The sequence below is a fragment of the Rothia nasimurium genome, assembly GCF_928382285.1.
GTDB classification, from domain to species: domain Bacteria; phylum Actinomycetota; class Actinomycetes; order Actinomycetales; family Micrococcaceae; genus Rothia; species Rothia nasimurium_E.
Map to the genome: position 1 here is coordinate 119,859 of NZ_CAKMSS010000006.1, position 21,379 is coordinate 141,237.

Annotated in this window: 17 protein-coding genes; 11 read left to right on the forward strand and 6 right to left on the reverse strand. The window is 61.4% G+C overall.

The features are described 5' to 3' along the window. The first annotated feature begins 9 nt into the window (after nucleotides 1–9). Entirely contained in the window at nucleotides 10–819 is an 810-nt protein-coding gene (locus L6758_RS08070; protein ID WP_237205383.1) for a hypothetical protein, read from the forward strand. Nucleotides 820–937: 118 nt separating this feature from the next. Continuing rightward, nucleotides 938–1,624: a GntR family transcriptional regulator gene (locus L6758_RS08075; protein WP_237205382.1), complete on the forward strand. Its 687-nt coding sequence runs from the start codon at nucleotides 938–940 to the stop codon at nucleotides 1,622–1,624. Between the two features lie 86 nt (nucleotides 1,625–1,710). Here L6758_RS08075 and L6758_RS08080 read toward each other — a convergent pair whose 3' ends face one another. Then, the gene (locus L6758_RS08080) at nucleotides 1,711–2,946 is read right to left on the reverse strand and encodes an NRAMP family divalent metal transporter (RefSeq protein WP_237205381.1); all 1,236 of its coding nucleotides are present in this window, start codon (nucleotides 2,944–2,946) and stop codon (nucleotides 1,711–1,713) included. 186 nt (nucleotides 2,947–3,132) lie between these two features. Next, nucleotides 3,133–5,886 (reverse strand): choice-of-anchor M domain-containing protein, encoded by a 2,754-nt coding sequence (locus L6758_RS08085; protein ID WP_237205380.1) that lies wholly within the window; start codon nucleotides 5,884–5,886, stop codon nucleotides 3,133–3,135. Nucleotides 5,887–6,010: 124 nt separating this feature from the next. Between L6758_RS08085 and L6758_RS11020 the strand changes: the two genes are divergently transcribed. From L6758_RS11020 to L6758_RS08130, 8 genes are all read left to right on the forward strand, one after another. Next, nucleotides 6,011–8,107 (forward strand): TIGR03773 family transporter-associated surface protein, encoded by a 2,097-nt coding sequence (locus tag L6758_RS11020; protein WP_272878580.1) that lies wholly within the window; start codon nucleotides 6,011–6,013, stop codon nucleotides 8,105–8,107. After that, the gene (locus tag L6758_RS08100) at nucleotides 8,073–9,677 is read left to right on the forward strand and encodes an anchored repeat ABC transporter, substrate-binding protein (RefSeq protein ID WP_237205379.1); all 1,605 of its coding nucleotides are present in this window, start codon (nucleotides 8,073–8,075) and stop codon (nucleotides 9,675–9,677) included. The genes L6758_RS11020 and L6758_RS08100 overlap by 35 nt, the downstream gene beginning before the upstream one ends. Nucleotides 9,678–9,902: 225 nt before the next feature. After that, on the forward strand, nucleotides 9,903–10,943 hold the full coding sequence (locus L6758_RS08105) for a choice-of-anchor M domain-containing protein (RefSeq protein WP_237205378.1): 1,041 nt from the start codon (nucleotides 9,903–9,905) through the stop codon (nucleotides 10,941–10,943). Next, nucleotides 10,940–11,731, forward strand: coding sequence for an anchored repeat-type ABC transporter ATP-binding subunit (locus L6758_RS08110; protein WP_237205377.1), 792 nt, complete (start codon nucleotides 10,940–10,942; stop codon nucleotides 11,729–11,731). Before L6758_RS08105 ends, L6758_RS08110 begins: the two co-directional genes overlap by 4 nt. Before the next feature lie 149 nt (nucleotides 11,732–11,880). Next, entirely contained in the window at nucleotides 11,881–12,732 is an 852-nt protein-coding gene (locus L6758_RS08115) for an anchored repeat-type ABC transporter permease subunit (protein ID WP_237205376.1), read from the forward strand. Nucleotides 12,733–12,858: 126 nt separating this feature from the next. Next, nucleotides 12,859–13,179, forward strand: coding sequence for a putative quinol monooxygenase (locus tag L6758_RS08120; RefSeq protein WP_237205375.1), 321 nt, complete (start codon nucleotides 12,859–12,861; stop codon nucleotides 13,177–13,179). 322 nt (nucleotides 13,180–13,501) lie between these two features. Further along, nucleotides 13,502–14,323 carry an NUDIX hydrolase gene (locus L6758_RS08125; RefSeq protein WP_237199674.1) on the forward strand — a complete coding sequence of 274 codons (822 nt, stop codon included), beginning with the start codon at nucleotides 13,502–13,504 and terminating at the stop codon, nucleotides 14,321–14,323. Between the two features lie 38 nt (nucleotides 14,324–14,361). Then, nucleotides 14,362–15,183 (forward strand): thermonuclease family protein, encoded by an 822-nt coding sequence (locus tag L6758_RS08130; protein ID WP_237212054.1) that lies wholly within the window; start codon nucleotides 14,362–14,364, stop codon nucleotides 15,181–15,183. 96 nt (nucleotides 15,184–15,279) lie between these two features. On the opposite strand, the gene L6758_RS08135 is transcribed toward L6758_RS08130, so the two are convergent. The 4 genes from L6758_RS08135 to L6758_RS08150 form a co-directional block, all read right to left on the reverse strand. Next, the gene (locus L6758_RS08135; protein WP_237205373.1) at nucleotides 15,280–16,311 is read right to left on the reverse strand and encodes a thermonuclease family protein; all 1,032 of its coding nucleotides are present in this window, start codon (nucleotides 16,309–16,311) and stop codon (nucleotides 15,280–15,282) included. 163 nt (nucleotides 16,312–16,474) lie between these two features. Beyond that, nucleotides 16,475–17,107 carry a superoxide dismutase gene (locus tag L6758_RS08140; protein ID WP_135012588.1) on the reverse strand — a complete coding sequence of 211 codons (633 nt, stop codon included), beginning with the start codon at nucleotides 17,105–17,107 and terminating at the stop codon, nucleotides 16,475–16,477. A 586-nt stretch (nucleotides 17,108–17,693) separates the two neighbouring features. After that, nucleotides 17,694–18,983 carry a polysaccharide deacetylase gene (locus L6758_RS08145; protein WP_237205372.1) on the reverse strand — a complete coding sequence of 430 codons (1,290 nt, stop codon included), beginning with the start codon at nucleotides 18,981–18,983 and terminating at the stop codon, nucleotides 17,694–17,696. Nucleotides 18,984–18,994: 11 nt separating this feature from the next. Then, entirely contained in the window at nucleotides 18,995–19,513 is a 519-nt protein-coding gene (locus L6758_RS08150) for a MarR family winged helix-turn-helix transcriptional regulator (protein WP_237196564.1), read from the reverse strand. A 369-nt stretch (nucleotides 19,514–19,882) separates the two neighbouring features. On the opposite strand from L6758_RS08150, the gene nhaA reads away from it, so the two are divergent. Beyond that, on the forward strand, nucleotides 19,883–21,232 hold the full coding sequence (nhaA, locus tag L6758_RS08155) for a Na+/H+ antiporter NhaA (protein WP_237205371.1): 1,350 nt from the start codon (nucleotides 19,883–19,885) through the stop codon (nucleotides 21,230–21,232). The last annotated feature ends 147 nt before the right edge of the window (nucleotides 21,233–21,379 follow it).

Below are 21,379 nucleotides of genomic sequence, written 5' to 3' on the forward strand. Positions count from 1 at the left end.
TATCTATACATGACCTACCCTTTTGAAGCTCATATGGCTCCTGCCCGATTTGCTTCCTACGCTTCATGGAGCCCGAATAGAGAGGCGCAGAGAGCGCTTTATCTGTGGAATATCGAGCTAGCCCAGGCCCTCAATACGACGCTAGGTCACGTCGAAGTTTTCTTGAGACACGCTATCGATACTCAACTGCGCACTTGGAATTCACAGCAACCGTACTTAGATCCCATGCCTGAAGTTCACCCTCGTGACCCCAGATATCGATACGGTGGAGCTAGCGAGGAGTGGTTAAAGCACCCCGCCAAAGAATTAGCCACACTTATCATCACCGGCCGAGGCAGAAAAACTTCCCCTTACGATACGGCCTACCAGCGAGCTGTTGCTGACCAAAGTAACCGAATTGCTACCCACCCCAGATACGGCCACACGGTTAACTACGACGACATTCTCGCTCATACAACCCTGGGGCTTTGGGGACGCCTCTTACCTGACGCGAGATATAGAAGCGACTCTTCTCATCCAAGGTATCTGAGCCGCGACAAGCAGAGAATACGCGACGCACAGATCAAACTCTGGAATGAAAGTATCAAATATGCCTTTCCCCACCAGAACGCCTATCCGTACCTCATCTCTCATCGAGTCAACCAAGTAAGTACCGCTCGAAACCGCATAGCTCATCAAGAAAGCCTGCTCAACGTCGATGTTAAAAAGGTCTTCCGTTCCGCTGTCCGCCTGACTCAGGCTATCGATCCGGCACTTGGAAGCTGGGTAGCTGGCACTTCTCGTGTTATGCAGGTCTACACCCAAAAACCCTATGGATAGCGGGTCTTGTCACGCTGAGTGCCCGCGCTACATCAGCGAACTTCTGCACCTACCCGCATCCCCAGGGGCGGGGCTGGGCGCTTAACTGCCGTGGGTTCTTGCTCGGTAGAATGAAACGGTGAATCCCGAGACTACCAGCATCGATACTGCCCTTTCCCTGGCAGAGATTGCCCGCACCCGGCCGAGCCATGCCCAGGCGACCGACTGGGTAGCAGAGACCCTTCGCACTGCCATGGACGCCGGCGCCCTGGCCCCCGGTTCCAAGCTCACCGAGGAGCACCTGGCTGCTACTATGGGGGTCTCCCGCAACACCCTGCGAGCGGCTTTCACCCTGCTGGAGGCCCAGAACCTGGTTAAGCGCGTTCCTAATCGGGGGGTTTTTGTGGCTAAGCCCGGCCCGGAACAGGTGGCCGATTTATTTATTGAGCGCTGGGCGATTCAGGCTGCTGCCCTTGATGTAGCAGCTACCGGCCCTATCCCCCTGGCCCACCGAGCCCTAGCCCGGGCTGAGGAGGCCCGGGAGCGCGGGTCGGTCGCGGGCATGGCGGGGGCCAACCAGGATTTTCACCGAGCCCTGGTCGATCATGCAGGCTCCGCTCGCCTGACCCAGGCAATGTCGCGCATCCTAGCTGAAATGCGTCTGCTCTTCTTTTCTCAGGTGACAGTGCCGGGCTTCCACGCCCCCTATGTGGAGCGCAACGCCCACCTCTTGAACCTGGTCGAATCAGGTCAGCGAGAGGCCGCCCGCGCCTACCTGCGGGACTACCTGGCGGAGTCCCGCAACTACTTCACCCAGGGTTTTTAAAGTCAGGACGCCCCCGCCCCGCCTTTCGTGGTGAAAGGTGAGGCGGGGGCGTCCTTGTTACCCACGGCTGGGGCAGACCCGGGGGCTTAGCCTGCCCAGAGGGCGGCGATACCGCTGAGGGACTTGTAGCCCAGGTAGATGGTCAGCAGCCAGGAAATCCAGCCGATTACGATAAGCCAGACGGGGTAGCGGTAGCCGCCCAGCAGGGTTTTGGCGCGGAAGGTTGCCACGAAGAGAAGCACCGCAAAACCTACCGGCAGGATGAGGCCGTTGACGGCACCTGCCACGATTAGCAGGGTGGCGGGGGCCTTGCCCGCAACGATGAAGACGACGGTTGAGACGACGATGAAGCCGATGGTCAGGGTGTTCTTGACGGTTACGGAAGTCTTGGCGGTGGTCAGGAAGGACACCGAGGTAAAGGCCGCACCGATGACGGACGAGATTGCTGCGCCCCAGAGAATCAGACCGAAGAGGCGGGTTCCAATTTCACCGGCGGCGATGCCGAAGGCCTGACCGGCGATGGACTTGTCGGTATCGAGGGCTACGCCGGTAGCGACCACGCCCAGAATGGCGAGGAAAAGTAGGAAGCGCATGATGCCGGTGATGACGATGCCGGTGACGGATGAGCGGGAGATGTCCTTGACGTACTCGGGGCCGTGGATACCGGCGTCCAGCATGCGGTGGGCACCGGCGTAGGTGATGTAACCGCCCACGGTGCCGCCGACCAGGGTGGTGATGACGGTGAAGTTCACTTCACTGGGAATAACGGTGTTCTTGAGGGCCTCACCGACGGGTGGGTTGGAGACAATCGCGACGTAGAGGGTTGCCAGAATCATGACGGCGCCGAGTACCACGACGATGCGGTCCAGGGCGACGCCGGCTCGCTTGGAAAGGAAGACACCGATAGCGAGGGCGGCGGTGATGATGCCGCCGGTGGTGGCGTCCATGCCGAGCATGGAGTTGAGGCCCAGGCCGCCGCCGGCGACGTTACCGACGTTGAAGACGAAGCCGCCGAGGGCTACCAGGATAGCGAGGAAGATGCCGAGGCCAGGAAGGACGGAGTTAGCAAGTTCCTGGGCTTTCATGCCGGAGACGCCAATAACGCGCCAGACATTGAGCTGCACGGCGATGTCGATGAGGATCGATACCAGAATCGCGAAGGCGAAGGCTGCGCCCATCTGGTAGGTGAACTGGCCGGTCTGGGTGATGAAGCCGGGGCCGATGGCACTGGTGGCCATGAGGAAGAGGGAGCCGAGCAGAGCTGTACGGCGCCCCTTGGCGGCCTGGTCTTTGGGGGTGATCAGGGCGTTTGCGTCTGCCATGTCTCTCCTTGGGGGTGCGGGCACGCGACGGGGGCGTCATAGTGCGTGCTAGGTCATAGACATAGATTACACAATTGTTGAACAATCGCAAGAGGAGAGCTCGCGCACGTGCCATCTTAAAAGTGCAACTGCCCGTCACTTAGTGAAGGGCAGTTGCACTTTTAAGGGGGCGGGTTCAGCAGGGGGTTAGCGCTGACGGCGGCGCAGCGTCAGGACGCCCGCCCCCAGTGCCAGGGCACCGGCGGCAGCTACACCCAGCACCGACGCGCCGGTTGAGGCCAGGCTGCCACCACTGCCCGAGGCCTGCTGGCTCTGACCGGTGCCAGACTGGCCGGTGGCCGCCCCGGCACCGCCACTTGTGCCGTCATTGTCAGCTGCGCGGACGCCGTCCGCCGGCTCCCCTGCCCCCGGCGAGGTGGAGCCAGGCCCACCCACCCCGACGGTCGGCTGATTACCGGGCTGTACGGAAGGCTGATCACTGGGCTGTGCGGAAGACTCCCCTGAGGGCTGCGCCGCGGGCTGGGCAGTCGGCTGCTGGCTGGGCTCAGGGCTGGGGGCGTTCTCAGCCGCAGCCAGGCAGTCGTCAATCGCCGCGCCACCTACAGCAAAGACCGCGCGCTGGGTCTCACTGCGCGCTGTGGTTCCATCGGGCAGCGGGGCGCTGTAGTAGACGTCGAACCCGTAGACCCCGGGATCGGTAAAGACCCAGTTAGCATGGGCGTGGGTAGCAAAATCAATGTCGATGGTGGTGTCCTTGGTAGCACCCCCGGCGTGCAGGGTGACGGCCCCGGCGAAGTCCTGCTCGTAGACCCCGTAGGCAGCGCCGTCCGGCATCTCAACCGGCACCAGGTGCAGGGTGACCGGCCCGGCAAGCTGGGCGTAGTCAACGTCCTGGGTGTTCCAGCCGGGCCAGAGAATACCGGCCTGCTGGGTCTGCGGCAGGCCGTAGAACTCGCTACCGGCCTCGCCCAGGAAGTCCAGCTCGGGGGCCATCATCTGCTCCTGGCGGGCAAAGCGGGTGTTATCACCCAGGCCCAGCACCACATCATTCAGGGAGCGCTCGGCAGCTTCGCGGGTGACAGCCCCGGTCTCGTCCTTCAGCGCCAGCTTCAGCACCCCGCCTGCCAGGGATGCCTTGATATCGACGTGCCCGTCGGTGAGCAGGTAGCGACCTTCGAGCTCAGGTGCCCGGCACTGGCGGGCATCAGGCTCAGGCTGGGCGGGGGTGGAAGGGCTAGCGGTGGGCTCAGGCTGAACCGGGGCGGACGGGCTTGGATCCGGGTTGCTCGGTGAAGGAGCAGGCGAGCTGGACTCAGGGCTAGGTTCGAGGCTAGGGGCAGGCTGGCTAGGAGCTACCACGGGGTCGGTGAGTGTAAGGGAGCCACTGGAGCTATATTCCTGGCCGGGCACATAGTCGCTGGTGACGGTGTGGCGGTCGGTGCGGGCGTCCATGTCGGGGTGGGGGGTGATGTTGAAGATGGCGTGGTAGCCCTTGAGCCAGCTGGCTGCGCTCAGGTAGCAGCTGGCGACTCCGTTGTCGATGTGGGCGTGGCAGTTGGCGGCGCCCGAGGCGTCCTCGGCCCGGCGGAACATACCGCCTGAAACGTAGCCGCGCACGGTGGGGTCGGCAAATTTAATCTGCACCAGGTTGTAGCCCTCATGGTCTGAGGGTTTGATGGTGACGGTGTAGTCGCCGCTGGTCAGGGCGTGGTGACCGGTGGGGAGCACGGTGTTGCCGGGGTCAGCGGTGGGGGCGGGCCAGCGTCCTTCACCCGCATCTGAGCGTACGGACGCGCTCCCCCCGGGTGCGTAGGTCAGGGCGGGGGTGACCCACTTGGCGGCTTTGGCACCGGAAGCCGCCGCGGCGCCGTCCGGAATAAAGATGCCCTGAATCTGGGAATCTAGGGAACCCAGCATCTCTGACCAGGTGGCCTTACCGCCCTCAACGCGCACGTCGGTGAGGAAGTAGCCCTGGTTGTAGAGGGTCAGGGTGCCCGAGACGTCGGTGCGCCCGGCATCGAAGGTGATGTCGGTGAGGGCGTCGTCGCCGTCCTTTTCAGGGTTCGCCTTGGGAGCCAGGGTCAGGCTGTAGTTTTCCCTGGTGAGGGCGGTAGTCAGGGCCTTGTTGTAGGTATCAATCAGGGGTGCCTCAGTTGCAACACCAGCGCCGTCCACGGGGCGGTTGCCGCCCACCTGCCAGATGGCGGTAGTGGGTTTAGATTCGATGGTTTGGCCGTCGAGGCCGCGGGCTACGGTGCGGTAGGTGACCTCGTAGCGGCCGGGGCGGGAGAAGGTGGTGAAGTTGTGGGTGTGGGCACCGGGGGTGAGCACGGCCGACTGGAAATCGGGGTCGGTGGAGCTGAGCATGCGGCGCACGTCGTTGGGGAAGTAGTTGGAGCGGTAGGTGAACATCTCCATGACGCCGGGGCCATTGACGCTCAGCAGGTCGAGAGTGAAGGTGCCGTCGCGGAAGTTTTCAACGGGAATGTTAGTGTCTGCCCCGAAGCCGATCCAGGCCGGGTTGTGGTTGCCGTAGGGCAGGGAGGGGGCCATATAGAGCTTGTCGCCGGGCTTACCCAGGAAGCTGGCGTTGGGCGAATCGGGCACGGTGAAGATGTACTGGTTTTTGGCCTCGGCGCGGGCGGAGTAGCCCTTGCCCAGCCAGAGAACCGACCGATCAAAGGGCACGAGGGCGTCATTTTTGTCGCCGTGGGGCATCTTGCCGTAGAGGCTAAAGCCGTTGTTTTCCCAGACGGTTTGCGGGGCGTCGATGTGGGCCTGGGTGCCCACGATTTTGCCGTCGTCGGGCCCGGCAGTGGCGGGCAGGGCTGAGCCGACCAGGGTGGCGATGGCCAGGGCCGAGAGGGTGAGGGCACGGTAAGGACGCCGGCGGGCAACTGGGCGTAGTGAGGGGGAGGACGCGGGTGCTTGGGTCTGCATTGCGGTCTTTCTAGTGTGTGCGGGGTGGGTGGCGAGAAAACCACCCATAAGTTGAGAATGATTATCATTAACGATATTCTATGTGTCGAGAAAAGCCAAACAACACACAGCTAGAAAGCACACCATGCACCAGTTCCCCCGCGCCCTCTCGGTTGCAGCCCTTTCCGTGGCCCTGCTTGCAGGCCCCCTGGCAGCCTCCCCCGCAGTAGCCGAACAGGGCGACCCTGCCCCTACCGCCAGCCAGGCAACCCCCACCGCAGGCGAAGAAGCCGCGGCGCGCACCGTCCTCACCGTCGAGCACACCGACGCCCTGGCTATGGCCCTAGCCAACGGGCAGCTAGACCTCTTCACCTATGCCGACCTACCCGGTGCCCCCCGCACCCGCCTTGACCCCGCCCAGACAGTCTTCAACCTGCAAGACCGTGCTGACACCAGGGTCAGCGTGCCCGCAGGGTTCGATTTTTTGGGTGCCGAGGGGTCAACCATCTGGCTGGCACCCCAGACCCAGGTAGCCGGGGTGCTCTGGCCCGGCTGGAATACCGAGGGGATCCACCCCGGTGAGTTAGCCGGCGACAAACTGACCCTAGAACTCGTAAAAACCAAGGCCCCCGAAGGCGGTGCGGTCGAGGTCTTCCAGTCCTCCCCCTTCGGCACCGAACGGGTCTTTAGCTCCCGCGAGAAACTGCCCGCCCTGCAACAGCCGGTTGGTTCCCACGTACACGCCAACTGGGCTTTCACCGCCACCGGAACCTACGAGCTCACCTTCCGCGCCAGCGCCACCCGGGCGGACGGCACCCCCGTCAGCACCGAGCAGACCTACACCTTTGTGGTGGGGCAGCTCCCCGCCGAACTGGGCGGCCCAACCGAGGCAACCCAGCCGACCGCCACCCCCTCCCCCAGCACGGCACCCGAGACACCTTCATCTACTAGCCCCGAGCCCAGCGCACCCGCACCGGTAGAGACAACCGAAGCACCGGCGTCCGCACCGGCAGCACCAAGCTACGCTCCCTTCAACCCGGCACCGGCCCCCGGCGGTAGCCAGGAAAGCGCCAGCACCCAGACCAGCCAGCAGCATGCAGCCCCGGCGGCGGGAAGCAGCAACCAGGTTCACCGAGCACCGACCGCCCAGAATCCAGCTCAGCAGCACCCCGCCCAGCAGCACTCAGCGGCAGGCGGTAGCGGGGGCGCCGCGCCCCAGCAGTGCCTGGCCACCGAGGAACTGGTCAAACCTGCCGAGCAGGCTCAGCAGGGTGAGGCAGGTACGGCTAACCGGGCGTCCGCGCGCACCCTGGATAAGCCCGCCTTCACCATCCAAAAGGCCGTCAATACAAGCACCAACAAAGCCACCAGCGGCCACTTCGACTTCGGGGCAGTGCTGAGCGGCGGCAACCTCTCGGCCCAGATCAAGGACGACCGCACCTCCCCCGCAGCCTGGAAGCAGCCCGGCGCCCTGACCTTTGTGCTGGGTGACGGCGCCAAGACCACCATGCCCGGCGGCATGGGCCATATCGCCCCGGCAGGCGCCGAGGTCTACCTGATTGGGGCAACCCAGCAGGCCACCGTTCCCTGGGTCGGCTGGAACACCCAGAACCCCGAGCTCGTTGCCCAGGCTTCCGGTCCAGCAACCCTCACCCTGACCGACCTGCAGGGCCCGGGCAGACTGTCGGTTTTCCTCTCGGGCAACTTTGGATCAGCCGGGACCACCGTCTTTAACGGGGTGGGCGACTCCTTCTCGGTACCGCTCAATACTCACCAGCACGCCAACTGGGTCTTCACGGCCCCCGGTGTCTACTCTGCAACCCTCACCTGGACGGTGCCGCTCAAGAGCGGCGGGCAGGCAACCGCTAGCGGCACTTTGAATTTTGAGGTGGGCGACATGGCCCAGGCCCAACAGCAGACCCAGCAGCAGGACGCCGGTAGCGGCTCTAGCACCCAGGCCCCCGCAGGCGATGGGCAGGGCTCGGTTGATAGCGCCACTGGCCTGGTCACCCGCCCCGATGGTTCCCAGGTACGCATCGTGGGCAAGACCGCCGACGGGCGTGACTGCACCCTGAGCGAGGATGAGCACGCCAAGGCCCAGCAGGCCTCAGCCCGGGGCGAGCTGGCCTACACCGGCACCTCTTCCACTGGCGCCCTCGTCGCAGCCGGTACCCTGACCCTGCTGGCCGGGGCGGGCGTCCTGCTCTTTGTTCGTCGCCGCTCTGCCCGCCGTGCAGCGTAACCGTTTTCGCCGCTTCGCCCCTCTCCTGCTGACCGCCCTGCTGACCCTCACCGGCTGTGGCGGTACAGGGGATCGGGGCCGGGAGGGCCTGCAGGTGGTGGCTTCCACCCCCATTGTGGCCGACCTGACCTCGGCCGTTGCCGGGGACAGGGCCCGGGTGACCTCGCTGGTCCCTGCCGGGGCTGACCCCCACACCTACGAGCCCTCCCTACGCGATGTTCGCGACGTAGCCTACGCCGATATAGCCTTCACCAACGGCCTGCTGTTGGAGCAGCAGAAGCTGGTGCGCACGGTCGACGCCAACCTGCCCGAGGGGGCGCTTTCGGTGGCGGTTGCCGAAGAGATTGAGAGCTACGGGGGCAGCCTGATTCCGATTGTTGAGGACGCCTCCCTCGACTCCATCTGGCTGGGCCTGCGCACCTCTGGCGCCCCGCGCGATGCCGACCTGGGTCGTGACGCCTCGGTCACATTCAGGGCCACTGCTGCCAGCGGGCCGGGCCAGCTCGCCGCCTTTATTACCGGCACCTTCGGGTCAGTTGAGAAGGTAGCGGACTCCGGTGCGGACGGCGGCACACAGGCGGGAAACCTGGGGGAAACCGCCCTCCCCCTTCAGGCCCATACCCATCTTTCATGGGCATATACTCAACCGGGTATATACTCCCTGGAGCTTGAAGCCCAGGCCCGCGACGCTGACGGCGCGGCCCTGGACGGCCTCACCGACGTCCGCCCAACCACCGTGCACTTTGCCGTCGGCGTCTCCCCCGACGCCCAGGCACGCGCCCTACAGGAGGCCACCGGCCAGCCCATCACCGTCCTCGATGCCGGGCATGCCGACCTCACCGCCCAGCTCGACACCGGCCGCCTGGTGATTCGCACCGACTCCGACGGGCAGGTCACCGAACACGACCCCGCTACCACCGTCATTGCGGTACCCTCCCGCACCCTGCAGGAACTCCCCGCCGGGCCCCAGTACCGCTTCCTCGGCAAGCCCGGCGACCAGGTCTACCTGCTGGCCCAGGCGGTGCTGGGCAAGCACGTCCACGGCGAAATCGACCCCCACATCTGGCACTCGATCCCCAACGCTATGGCCGCAGCCCAGCTCATACGCGACACCCTCACCGCCGCCGACCCCGCCGGGGCCGCCACCTACCGGGCCAACACCGAAGCCCTGCTCACCGAACTGGCAGACACCGACCGGGAACTCCACCGCATCTACGGGCAGCTACCGGCAGAGAGTAAAAATCTGGTGACCACCCACGACGGCTACCGTTATTTAGCCTCAACCTACGGGCTGGCCGTCGCCGGTTACGTCTCCCCCGGTGCGGGCGTAGAACCCAGCATCCAGCAACGCGAGCGCCTACGCCGCACCATCGACGACCTGGCCGTACCCGCCCTCTACACCGAACACGGGTCCATGAACAGGACGCCGGTACTCCAGCAGGTAGGCCAGGAGGCCGGGGTGCGGGTGTGCGAGCTCTACTCCGACTCCCTCGATGCAGATGCCCCCAGCTACTCCCAGATGATGCTGGCCAACGCGCAGGCTATTACTGACTGTTCCACTGCCAGATAAGGCCGAAGCATGGTCAAAAAGAAAAAAGATATGTAGATAGGCGCTAGAGGCTCACGCTCGCTGCCGACTCTCTCGCCTGATTCGCTAGCGCTCATAAGGCGATTCACGCCCCGCCTTGCGGCGGATTCCGTTCGCTCTTGTGTGCTGACGCACCCGCTCACTCCATCGAGCCAGCAGCTTCGCTGTGAGCCTCTAGTGCCTGTTCCACCTAACCCAAGGATTTCCATGAAAATCTCTCCCCGATTCACTACCGCCCTGGCCCTGGCAGCCCTGCTGGTGCCGGCGTCCGCGCTGACCCCCGCAGCCTACGCGGCCGAAGAGAACAAGAGCGCCGAGGAGCGTGCCCTGGAACAGACCCTCTCCCCTGACGAGCCGGTAGTAACCGGCCAGCACGAGATTGCCGCCGGGCACGTTGATATGGGCCCGGCCTTCGTTGAGGGCTCCTGGGAGCTCATGTTCCGCGACGATTCAACTGCCGAGCCGGTCTGGCGCGACCCCGCCGATGTGGTGCTGCGCGGTAACGACACCGCTATGATGCCCGTGCCCGATGACCCCCGCTACTCCTTTGTGCAGGCAACCGCCGGTGAGCAGGTCTATGTGATCCCCCAGACCGAGCTGGCCGGTGTGGTCTGGCCCGGCTGGAACACCCAGAACCCCCAGGTGGTGGAGCGTCTGGGCCGCGGTGTTACCTTCACTCTTGAAGGGGTAGAGGGCCCCGGCGGCTTCTCCATGTACCTGGAAAACGGCACCTTTGGGGCGCCGGAAGTGCTGTGGACCTCCGACACCACCAACCCCCAGGACATCTTCGTAGAACCCAACGTGCACACCCACGCCAACTGGGTCTTCACGCAGCCCGGGGCCTACTACCTGACCGTGCGTGCCCACGCTGAACTGGCTGATGGCACCGTGGTCAGCGACACCGCCCGCCTGCTCTTCGCCGTTGGCTCGACCGTGACTAACGAGCAGGTCTTTGCCGGGGCGGACGCCCTCGGTGCGGTTGGCGAGGGCAGCGCAGGGGGCGAGAGCCAGGGGGAAGACCAGGACGCGAGCGCCCCGGCAACCGAGGCAACCTCCACCGCTGCGGCGGCTAGCGATTCAAGCACCAGCAACGAAACAGAGAACAGCGACTCAACCCTGCCGGTTGGCCTCATGGCCGGTGGTGGCGCGCTACTTCTGGCCCTCATCGTCGGTGGTGTTCTCTTAGCCCGTCGCTCCGCAGCCGCTAAGGCTGAAGCCTTCGAGCAGTCCACCGGGGGCCGCGCATGACCACCGCCTCACCTACCCCCGTGCGAGAAACCGGCGCAGCGGCGTCCGCCCCCACCGTCACCATCACCGACCTGCACGCAGGCTACCCGGGGCGGCCCGTCCTCGCCGGTCTCAACCTCACCCTGCACCCCGGCGAATTTGTCGGGCTGATCGGAGCAAACGGCGCAGGCAAAACCACCCTGCTGCGCTCCCTACTCGGGCTTGTGCCGACCAGTAAAGGGCGTATCGACATTCTCGGCGAACCGCCCCTCAAAGCCCGCGCCCACATCGGCTACGTACCCCAAAAGCACCTCTTCCAGTGGGACTTCCCCATCACCGTTGAAAACGCCGTCATGAGCGGGCGCACCCGCACCATCGGCTGGTTCCGCCGCCCCCGCCGCGCCGACTGGCAGGCAGTCTACTCCGCCCTCGACAAGGCAGAGCTGACCGACCTCAAAGACCGCCCCGTGGGCGAACTCTCCGGCGGGCAAAAGCAGAGAGTCCTGCTGGCCCGCGCCCTGGCGTCAGCCCCCAAGCTCCTGCTTCTCGACGAACCCTTCACCGGCGTGGACGCCCCCACCCAGGACTCCCTCAACCGCCTCTACCGGGCGCTAGCCGCCGAGGGGATGACCATTCTGATGTCCACCCACGACATGATCGCCGCCCGCACCTGGTGCACCCGCATCGTCGGGGTGCGCGGCCACCTCGCCGTGGACGCCCCCACCCAGCAACACAGCATCGAAGAACTCTACGCCTTCCTGCACGGCCAGCACGAAGGGTGTGAGAGGGATGCCAAGCATATAAGTTAGGCGCTCAGGACGCCCCCGCGCCGACTAACCTTCTTGCGGGTTCGCTAGCGCTCACACGCAATTCATGCCAGCCCCAGCCAGTCGGCTTTCGGGGGCGTCCATTCACGCCTCGTACGATTCATCTCCAGATTCCCCACCGATACAAACACATGATTACTCCCTACGAATTTATCCAAGACCTTTTCAACCCCAACCTGGCTTTCCTGGCGCGAGCACTGGCGGCGGTCGTCCTTGCCTCCCTGATTACCGGGCTGGTGGGCTGCCATGTGGTCATGCGCGGCATGGTCTTCATCGGCGACGCTGTTGCCCACTCGGTCTTCCCAGGCCTGGCGGTGGCCTTTGTCGTGGGTGGGTCGCTGGTCGTGGGCGGCCTGGTGGCAGGCGTCATCACCGCTATTTTGGTGGCGATTTTTAGCCAGAACCAGAAGCTCAAAGAGGACTCGGTCATCGGTATTTTCTTTGCCGGTTCCTTCGCCCTGGGTATCACCATCATTTCCCTGGCCCCGGGGTATTCGGGGTCGGTGCAGGACTTTTTGTTCGGTTCCATCGTGGGTATTTCGGGGGCGGACGTCGCCCAGGCGGCAGCCATTGCTGCTGTGCTGGCGCTTGTGTTGGGGCTCTTCCATAAGGAAATTGTGGCGGTATCACTCGATAAGGAGAGCGCCAAAGCGGCGGGCCTGCCGGTACTGGCCCTGGATATCTTGCTCTACGTGGTGGTCACCGTATCTGTTGTGATTTCTCTGCAGACCCTGGGCAATGTGCTGGTACTGGCCCTGCTGGTGGTTCCGGCGGCGAGCGCCCGCCTGCTCTGCTCTATCCTGGGGCGCATGATGGTCTTTGCACCGGCCTTCGGGGCGGTGACATCCACGGTGGGGCTTTATCTTTCCTGGGCTTTCAACCTGCCCACCGGCGGCGTCATCGTGCTGACCATGATTGCCGGGTTCCTGCTAACATGGCTGGTCCGCGGGCAGTTCCCTCTGAAAAGTGCAACTTCCCGTTAAAAAGTGACAGGCACCTGCACTTTTCCGATGGCATCTTCTGGGGGAGATTTACCCTCTGCTTGCTTTTGGCCCCTTACCTCGGAAAGATAGTAAGTGAACTGTTATCAATCGAGTGAAGGAGCACCCGTGATTTTCATTGTTGTGAAGTACCAGGTTAAGGACGGCGACCGCGAGGGCTTTTTGGCTGCCACCCGCGAGTTCACCGAGGCTACCCGCGCCGAGCCGGGTAATAAGTGGTTTGAGTGGTCGCTGAGCGTGGAGGACCCCAACGAGGTTGTTCTCGTTGAGGCTTTTGAGGACAACGCCGCGGCAGCTCACGTAGAGTCAGACCACTTCGCCAAGGGGCTAGAAGCCATGAAGCCCTGGCTGACCGAGACCCCCAAGATCATTTCCCGCACTATCGACGGCAACGACTGGGATGAGATGGGAGAGCTGAAAATTTCGTAGCTTGCGAAGAAATTTTCAGCTCGACCGAAGGGATGAGCCAGAATTTCCGCGAAGCGAAATAGCAATTCTGGCGAATCGGCGGAGCCTGCGGAGCCGCAGGCATTGGCCGAATCAGCCAAGCTTGCGAGGCTGGAAAATTTCGTAGCTTGCTCCGCGCCAGGACGCCGGTGGGCAGGTAACTGCCTGCTGGCGTCCTTGTTTTTGTTCCCGGGCTTGCGCCCGGGGTGTTGGGCGGGGATTATCTCTTGACCGATTGACTAGAATGGGTGTAGAGGTCGCCGTGGGGCGTCCTGATTTTTACTGCCTACGACCGGGGAGCCATATGACTTTGCCGAACGCCGCCCAGGCCCACCACGATGAGCATCTTGATGCTGACCATACGTCGGTTTCGCTTGCTGTTTCTACCGTGATTTTGGCTCTGCGCCGCAAGGAGGGCGAGTCTCACCATTCGCTGTGGCTGCCGCTGGTGCGTCGCTTGCGTGAGCCCTATAAGGGCCAATGGGCCCTGCCGGGTGGCCCGCTTCAGCCCGATATGTCGCTTGAAGAGGCTGCTGGTTATACCCTTCAGCGGGCAACCGGCCTGGTGCCGGGTTACCTTGAGCAGCTCTATGCTTTTGGTGATGTGCACCGTACCCCGGATTACAAGATTATGCGTGAGGGTGGCTCTCTGCCTGTTCCTGCTGAGGAAGATAAGCATGAGCGGGTGGTGTCGGTGATTTACTGGGCGTCGATCCCCCAAACCGAGGTGAACCGTACCCGCGTGCACGAGAATATCCGCTGGTTCCCCATCGACGAGCTCCCTATCCTGGCCTTTGACCACAACGAAATCGTTGAGTACGCCCTCTACCGCCTGCAGAATAAGGTGGAGTACTCCCGTATCGCCCACTCCTTCTTGGGTGAGGAGTTCACGCTCGCCCAGCTGCGTGAGGTCTACGAGGCGATTTTGGGTCGGGCACTTGACCCGGCAAACTTCCGCCGCCAGATTGCGGCGTCCAAGTCTATTATTGATACAGGTAAGCGTGTTGAGGGCACCCGCCACCGCCCGCCGCGCCTTTACCGCTACAACCACTCGCGCGCCTTTGCGGACCAGGGCCCTCTGGGCATGTACCGCGAGGCCGCCTATCATGCCGAACAGGGGAAATAAAATTTATGAAGCGCCTAGCGCCCTTAGTAGCAGTCACTGTGCTCGCTTTATCTGCATGCGGCTCATCCACAGAAGCAACCCCTGAAGCGAACCCCACCATTACATACACCGATGGCATGACCGCCACTGTAGTTTCCGTGGAGTCCGCTAACACATTTACCGCCAATATCGATGGAGTTGAGAAGGAAATTCGGTTAATCAACACCGCAGCTCCTTCCAGCAATGGCGTTGCTTTATCAAGCACCTGCCTTGTTGATGAGTCCAAAGCTCTTCTTTCGGAGAAGCTACCCGAGGGTAGCCAGGTGACTCTGAATTTTGATGAGTCCCAGCGCGGTGCAACCGGCTATGTTGAGGCTGCGGTGTATGCGGGTGATGCTTTTATCAACCGTGATATGGCGCGTGCCGGCATGGTAGCGACTACTTTTACTGCCGCCACAGATGAATTCTACGGCGAGATCTCTCAGGCCCAGCAGGATGCCGCCAACGAAGGTATCGGCCTATACTCCAAAGACATTGAGTGCACGATTCCCGCACAAATTCAAGCACAAAAAACAGCTGTAGAAGATGCTAAAAGCTGGGAAGTAGACACGTCAGCCGAAGCACCGGTAGAACAGAGGCAACGTGAAGCTGAACGCCAGACCATCTACCAAAATGCCTCTGCCCTCTACAAGGATTTAGAAGACCAGACTAAAGCCCCTGCTCAGTGGGTGGGGTCAATTGTGACCCTAGATGCTGTAAACACACAGCTGAATGAACTTCGCTCGCTCCTGGGCGATGATTTCTACCCTGAAAACGGTACTAGCGTGAATCAGCAGAAGAAGGCTGAGGCCGAGGCTACTCCGGTACGCCCGGGTTCCTAGACAATGCTTGAACGTAGCGGACGCCGTCCCTCACCTCCGTGCCTGTAGGCAGGAGGGTGAGGGGCGGCGTCCTTGTGTTTGGTTTGGTGGGTGAATTTAGGGGGCTGAAGTGGAGCTTTCCGGGTCTTCGGGGTGGGGTGTATCGCCCGGGTGGGTGTTGTCCGGGTTGGCTGAGGTGGGTTCGGGAGCTGGCGGCTGCTCTGACGCCGGGGTCTCTTCTGGCGCAGCAGGCTTGTCGGAAGCTGGCGGCTGGCTAGCTTCGGCCGGGGGCTCGCCCTTGGCGTCCTTTTCTGCTTTTTCGTCTTCTAGTCTTTCTCGTTCGGCTTCTTCGGCTAGGTTGTAGACGATGCGTTTGCTGTCGCGAGCCCGCAGGAGGGTATCACGCAGGGTTTTGACGGATTGGGTTTGGGCAACACCTGAGAGCAGGGGCAGGTCGCTGGCAGTTTCGTACTCTTCAAGGCGGCGAGTGAGAGAATCTGCGGCTTCTAGGGGCTCTTTAAGACCTATTCCCTGGGTGTTATTTACACTTGTGAGAGCAGAATTTAGCTGGGCCGGGAGCGCGCAATCAACGCTTCGACTGTAGATACCTGCCTGTTGCTGATCAGCCTCATCTTGGGCTGCGCTGATAGTTTCATAGAGGGTGGAGCTACCCTCGGTAACGGCTACGCCGAAGCCCGCTCTGGCCATCTCAGCGTTAAGTAGTCGCCCATCGGGCAGGGTGACTCCCGCCGCAACCTTAACGGTGGGGCTGGCGGAGGGCTCTGGCTGGCTGGTTTCCCCCGCCCCTAGGGCCTCATCGTACGTAAGGGTGACGGGTGAGCCGATAGGTAGCAGCTTGGTCAGGTACTCGGTGGCCTCTGTAGCCAGGCAGCGCATATCCTCATTATCGTGCATGGCCTGCGGGGTAACCATATTCAGCAGGTTAACGGTGATAGTAGTGCCGTCCCTTTCCAGGCTGAGGGTGTCGGCGTCGATGACGCGTACAACACGAGCTACGGAGGTGCTGTCTGTAGCGCTGGGGGTGGCGGTGCTGACCGGTTCGGCGTTACTGCCGAAGAGGCCGCAGCCGGTAAGGATGAGCATGCCAGCGGTCAGGACGGCAGGCGTGAAAATTCGGGCAGGGCGCATGGGTCTACTCCTTTGTGTTGCTCACCATACTAGGTGCCCCAGCGCTTGAGCTGCCAGTATTACGGGGCCGGTGCGGCCCTTAAAAGCCGGGTGCCGGCGTCCTTCTCTCATTGGAGCGGACGCCGGCACCCGGCTTTTTACCCGCACACGGGGTGCGAGGGGTTTAGGCCTCAGGAATGATGAGGCCCTTGGTCTGGGAGACGGCGCGGTCGAAGCGGGCTGCGACGTCTTCCCAGTTGACGATGTTCCAGAAGGCCTTGACGTAGTCGCCCTTGACGTTCTGGTAGTCCAGGTAGAAGGCGTGCTCCCACATGTCCAGCTGCAGGACGGGAATCAGCGCAACGGAGATGTTGCCCTGCTGATCGTAGAGCTGCTCGATGACGAGGCGCTTACCGACGGTGTCCCAGGCCAGGATGGCCCAGCCGGAACCCTGGATGGTGAGGGCTACGTTTTCGAAGTGGGCGCGGAAGCCGTCGAAGGAGCCGAAGTCGTTGTCAATAGCTGCTGCCAGCTCACCGACGGGCTTGTCGCCGCCCTCGGGGGAGAGGTTCTTCCAGAAGATGGAGTGGTTGGTGTGGCCGCCCAGGTTGAAGGCTAGGTCCTTGGAGAGCTTGCCGATGTTAGCGAAGTCGCCCTTTTCGCGGGCTTCTTCCATCTTCTCCAGGGCGGTGTTAGCGCCGCCAACGTAGGTGGCGTGGTGCTTGGAGTGGTGCAGCTCCATGATGCGGGCTGAGATGTGGGGCTCGAGGGCTGCGTAGTCGTAGTCGAGTTCGGGGAGAACGTACTTTTCTGACATGGTCATTCCTTTCGTCGAAGGCCCTTCTTTGGGTCTTTCTGGGTTTAACTCTACACACTGGGGCGCGCGGGGTCACGGGAGGTTACTTGATAAGTCCCCTTGTTTAGCCGTGGGCAAAATGACCCGGATCTGGGCGGACGGACGCCCGAGGCAGGTTCTCCACAGTTTTCCACTTAAGAGCCAGGAAAGTTATCCACAGGTGGGGATAAAACTGGGGATATTCGAATTACACGAGTGGGAGTTTCGAAGATGTTCGAGGGACAAGGGGGCAAAACGGGGTGGTTGGCGGGTACAAAGTTCGAAAATACACCGGTGTTGTTCGAAAATCACATCGGTGTCACTTATCCACGGGTGTGGATAAGTGCTGTGGAAAACAGGGTTTTGAGGCACTTTAACTCTGTGGATACCGCACTTTTACCCACAGGGAGCAGAGTTTTCCACGTTTTAAGTGGATATTGTTCACAGAGTTATCCACAGGTGGGGATAAAAGATGCCCCGGTCGCCTAAACAGGCTGACCGGGGCATCTTTTACTAGATAATCCAGACTTATATCTGTGGATAAGTGCTGTGCATAGAACCTCTCACACTAATCCTGCAGGCTAGGACGGTTGTAGTCCACCACTTCCTCAACAGACAGAATCTCATTCAAAATATCTTCCTTGCCGTCCAAAGCGTACTTGAAGCGAATACCGTCAAGGTTGATACGGGCCTGGCGGTGATATTCGGGGTAAAGCTGAGCCCACCCTACGGTCGAGGCATCAACGTTAAAGTAGGTATCAAATCCGTAACCTGAAAGAGTCTCCCACTTGGGCCCTGCGTACTGTTCTACCCCCGCGATATCTGACCCGAAGGGGTAAATCAGCAGGTTCGTGTCCCCTACAATCGGGCGAACCTCTGTATCCCACTTGCGGGCGTCCTCAGCTAGAGCTGCAGGGTCAATATCGCCGTAGCCCGGGTGCCCCCATGAGTGGGAGGCGATACGCCACCCATCTGCCTTGAGAGCTTCCGAAACATCGGTAGCCTTCTGAATATCGGCTTCCCTGGTGGTGGAATCTGGGTAGGCGATCTCTGAAGTGCGGTAACCAAAGACTCCGTTATACCCGGTTACTGCCAGAACTCCCTTAGAACCCCGGTATGAGAAATCGGGGTGTTCCTCTACAAACCGGTCAACGATAGGAACCATATCAAAGTCGCCAACCTCCTCACGCCCGTCCGGGTGAACGTAGGTAGCCTTGACCTGTCCCTCCTCATTCAGGGTGAGGTTAGCGGCAAAGCCATCGCCCTCCATATATTCGTAGTAGTTAGGGTCGTCCTGGGAGAGAACCAGGGGCTTTTTACCGGCAGGTAGGTAGATATCCTGGTAGGTCATCTCGCCGTTGACAGACTGAGAGATGTATTCGGGGTTAATCAGCACGTAGTCGTTGGCATACAGCTGCTCCAGAATAGCCTCGAACTCTTCGATGCTCACCATATAGTCGTCATAGCCTGTCGACTCATAGTCTCCGTCATACGCCAAAGACGTATCGACAATCAGCGAATGCACAAAAACATGCGCAATTTTTGAGTTATCTTCCCACAGGACAGCGGCATCACGAGCGGCGCTAATTTCAGAGCGGGCACGGTCAATGCTCTCACCCGAGAAACCCTCTAATGCAGCAAGCGCCTCAGCGTAATCATACGAAGCAGCTAGGGTCGTTGCGGTCTTCAGCGCCGCTTCTTCAGGAGCGATGGACGGTGAAGTGTTACCGCTGGCAGAGCTATTGTGCTCTGCCGCTGTCTGCGCACCTGAACCACCGCAGCCAGAGAAGGTTGCAAGAGCCAGGGCAGAAACAGCAACCGAAGTTACAAGACGAGTGGGAAACGTTGAAAAGAACATAGATAACTCACTTAGTCGAGAGAGGCTACATTCGAGACGTTAATGACCGTGCTGGGCTTATCCCCCAGTACTGATTCACCGATTTTAGCTAAGGACTTCACTTGGCGGGCGTTAAGCTGGTCAAAAATGATACGCCGCACAGCTTCGACGTGGCCGGGGGCAGCCTCCTGAACCTTAGCCAGACCACCGGGCAGCAGGTGGCAGATAGAGACACGGCGGTCTTTCTCCCAGATGCTGCGCTCAACAAGGTTGTCTTTCTCCAGGCGGGTTACCACCCGTGACAGTCGAGGCAGCAGGGTGTTGGTCTGCCGAGCCAGATCGGTCATGGTGAGCTTGTGCTGGGGAGATTCTGAGAGCATAGCAAGAACCATGTACTCAACAAAGCTGAGACCCGAATCCTTCTGCAGTTGGCTTTCAAGCTGACCGGGCAGGTTAAACATAATGGAGGAGATAAAGAGCCAGCCTTCGCGCTCTTCTTCATTCAGCCAGCGAGTGGTGTCGCTAGCGACTGCGGGGGTTTCTTCGCTCATGGTTCCTCTGGTCTACACTTGTAGGTAAAAGTGGGGGTTGTCTATACCCAGTCTAAGTTTCTTTCGAAAGGGTTTCTGCTTCTGGTGCAGCCGTGTTGAGGCGATTTACGAAAAATATAGATTATTTAGCGCTAATTTTACACCTGAGAGTTGGTGGAACACCCTACACCGGCCCTGTTTGTTAGCATGGCTCGCTCCCAAAACCTATTCACGTCATTTAGTTCCTCACCGCTCCATCCATTTGATAAGCTGGATTACTAAGGTGTGCCGGGAAGACTGGTCGGCCCGCCCAACTCACCGCCGCTCCCCCTTCAGAAGCGTGTGGCGAGTAGGCGGTTTATCGTTACTCATCGACCTCAAAGAGCGTTTATGTCATCAGAAAACACCGTCCTATCGCGCGGATCCTACAAGGAATCCCAGCGCATTTCAGAGATTCTCTCCAAGGAATCCACCGGCGGCATCATCCTGTTAGTTGCCACCGTCCTCGCCCTCGTTTTTGCTAACTCAGCCGCCGCCGAGCACTACTTCGGCCTGCGCGACACCTACCTGGGCGCAGACTTCTGGGGCCTGCACCTTAAACTCTCCATCGGCCACTGGGCAGCCGACGGTCTGCTAGCAGTCTTCTTCTTCCTGGTCGGTCTAGAACTCAAAAAAGAATTCGTCGAGGGCGACCTGCGCAACCCCGGCAAGGCCCTGGTACCCATCGTGGCAGCGGCAGGCGGCGTTGCCCTGCCCGCCATCATCTACGTACTGGTCAACCTCAATAGCAGCTCTGAGGCCCTCGGGGGCTGGGCTATTCCCGCGGCAACCGACATCGCCTTTGCCGTGGCCGTCCTCGCCGTCATTGGCTCCCACCTGCCCTCTGCTCTGCGCACCTTCCTGCTCACCCTGGCCGTGGTCGATGACCTCATCGCCATCACCATCATCGCCCTCTTCTACACCTCTGACCTACAGATTGGCTACCTGGCGCTCTCTATCATTCCGATTGCCCTCTACGCCCTCATCGCGCGCAAGGGCGAGAAGCTCTTCCACCTCTCCCCCGCCGCGTCCTGGTTCATCCTGCTGCCCATCGGTTTTGTGGTTTGGGTACTCTTCCTCAACTCCGGTATTCACGCCACCATCGCGGGCGTCATTCTGGCCTTCATGATTCCCGTGCGCAAGAACAAGCGCACCGAAGCAGCGGACGCCCATCACGGCCTGGCAGAGGTCATGGAGCACCGTGTGCGCCCCTTCTCCGCCGGTTTCTGCGTGCCTGTCTTCGCCTTCTTCTCAGCCGGTGTGGCCATCGGCGGCTTCCAGGGCTTCCTGGACGCAGTAACCGAACCCATCGCCTACGGCATCATTCTGGCCCTGATCTTCGGCAAGATGATTGGCATTACGGTCTCTACCTGGCTCATTACCCGCCTGCGCCGCGCCAACCTCGATCCCGATATCGCCTGGATTGACGTCATCGGCGTGGCCACCCTGGCCGGCATCGGCTTCACCGTCTCCCTGCTGATTGCCGAGCTGTCCTTCGGCCTGGGCTCAGACTACAACGACGCCGCTAAGGTCGCGATTCTGACTGCCTCGGTCACCGCCGCCCTGCTCGGTGCCATCATCCTGTCGATTCGCAACAAGCACTACAAGCAGGTTGCGCTCAAGGAGACTGTGGACGAAAACCAGGACGGCATCCCCGACGTCTTCACCGACAACACGGACGCACCCCGCCCCGGCGCCTAGCATCCGTCCACCCGCTACCTCAAGGGGACCTTATTTCCTCAAAGGGACCGCATAATCTGCGGTCCCTTTTAGGTTATGCGGTCCCCTTGTGTGCGGGTCAGATGCGCGGAGGCTTTTCAAACGGGGCGGACGCCGGTGTGCAGTTCT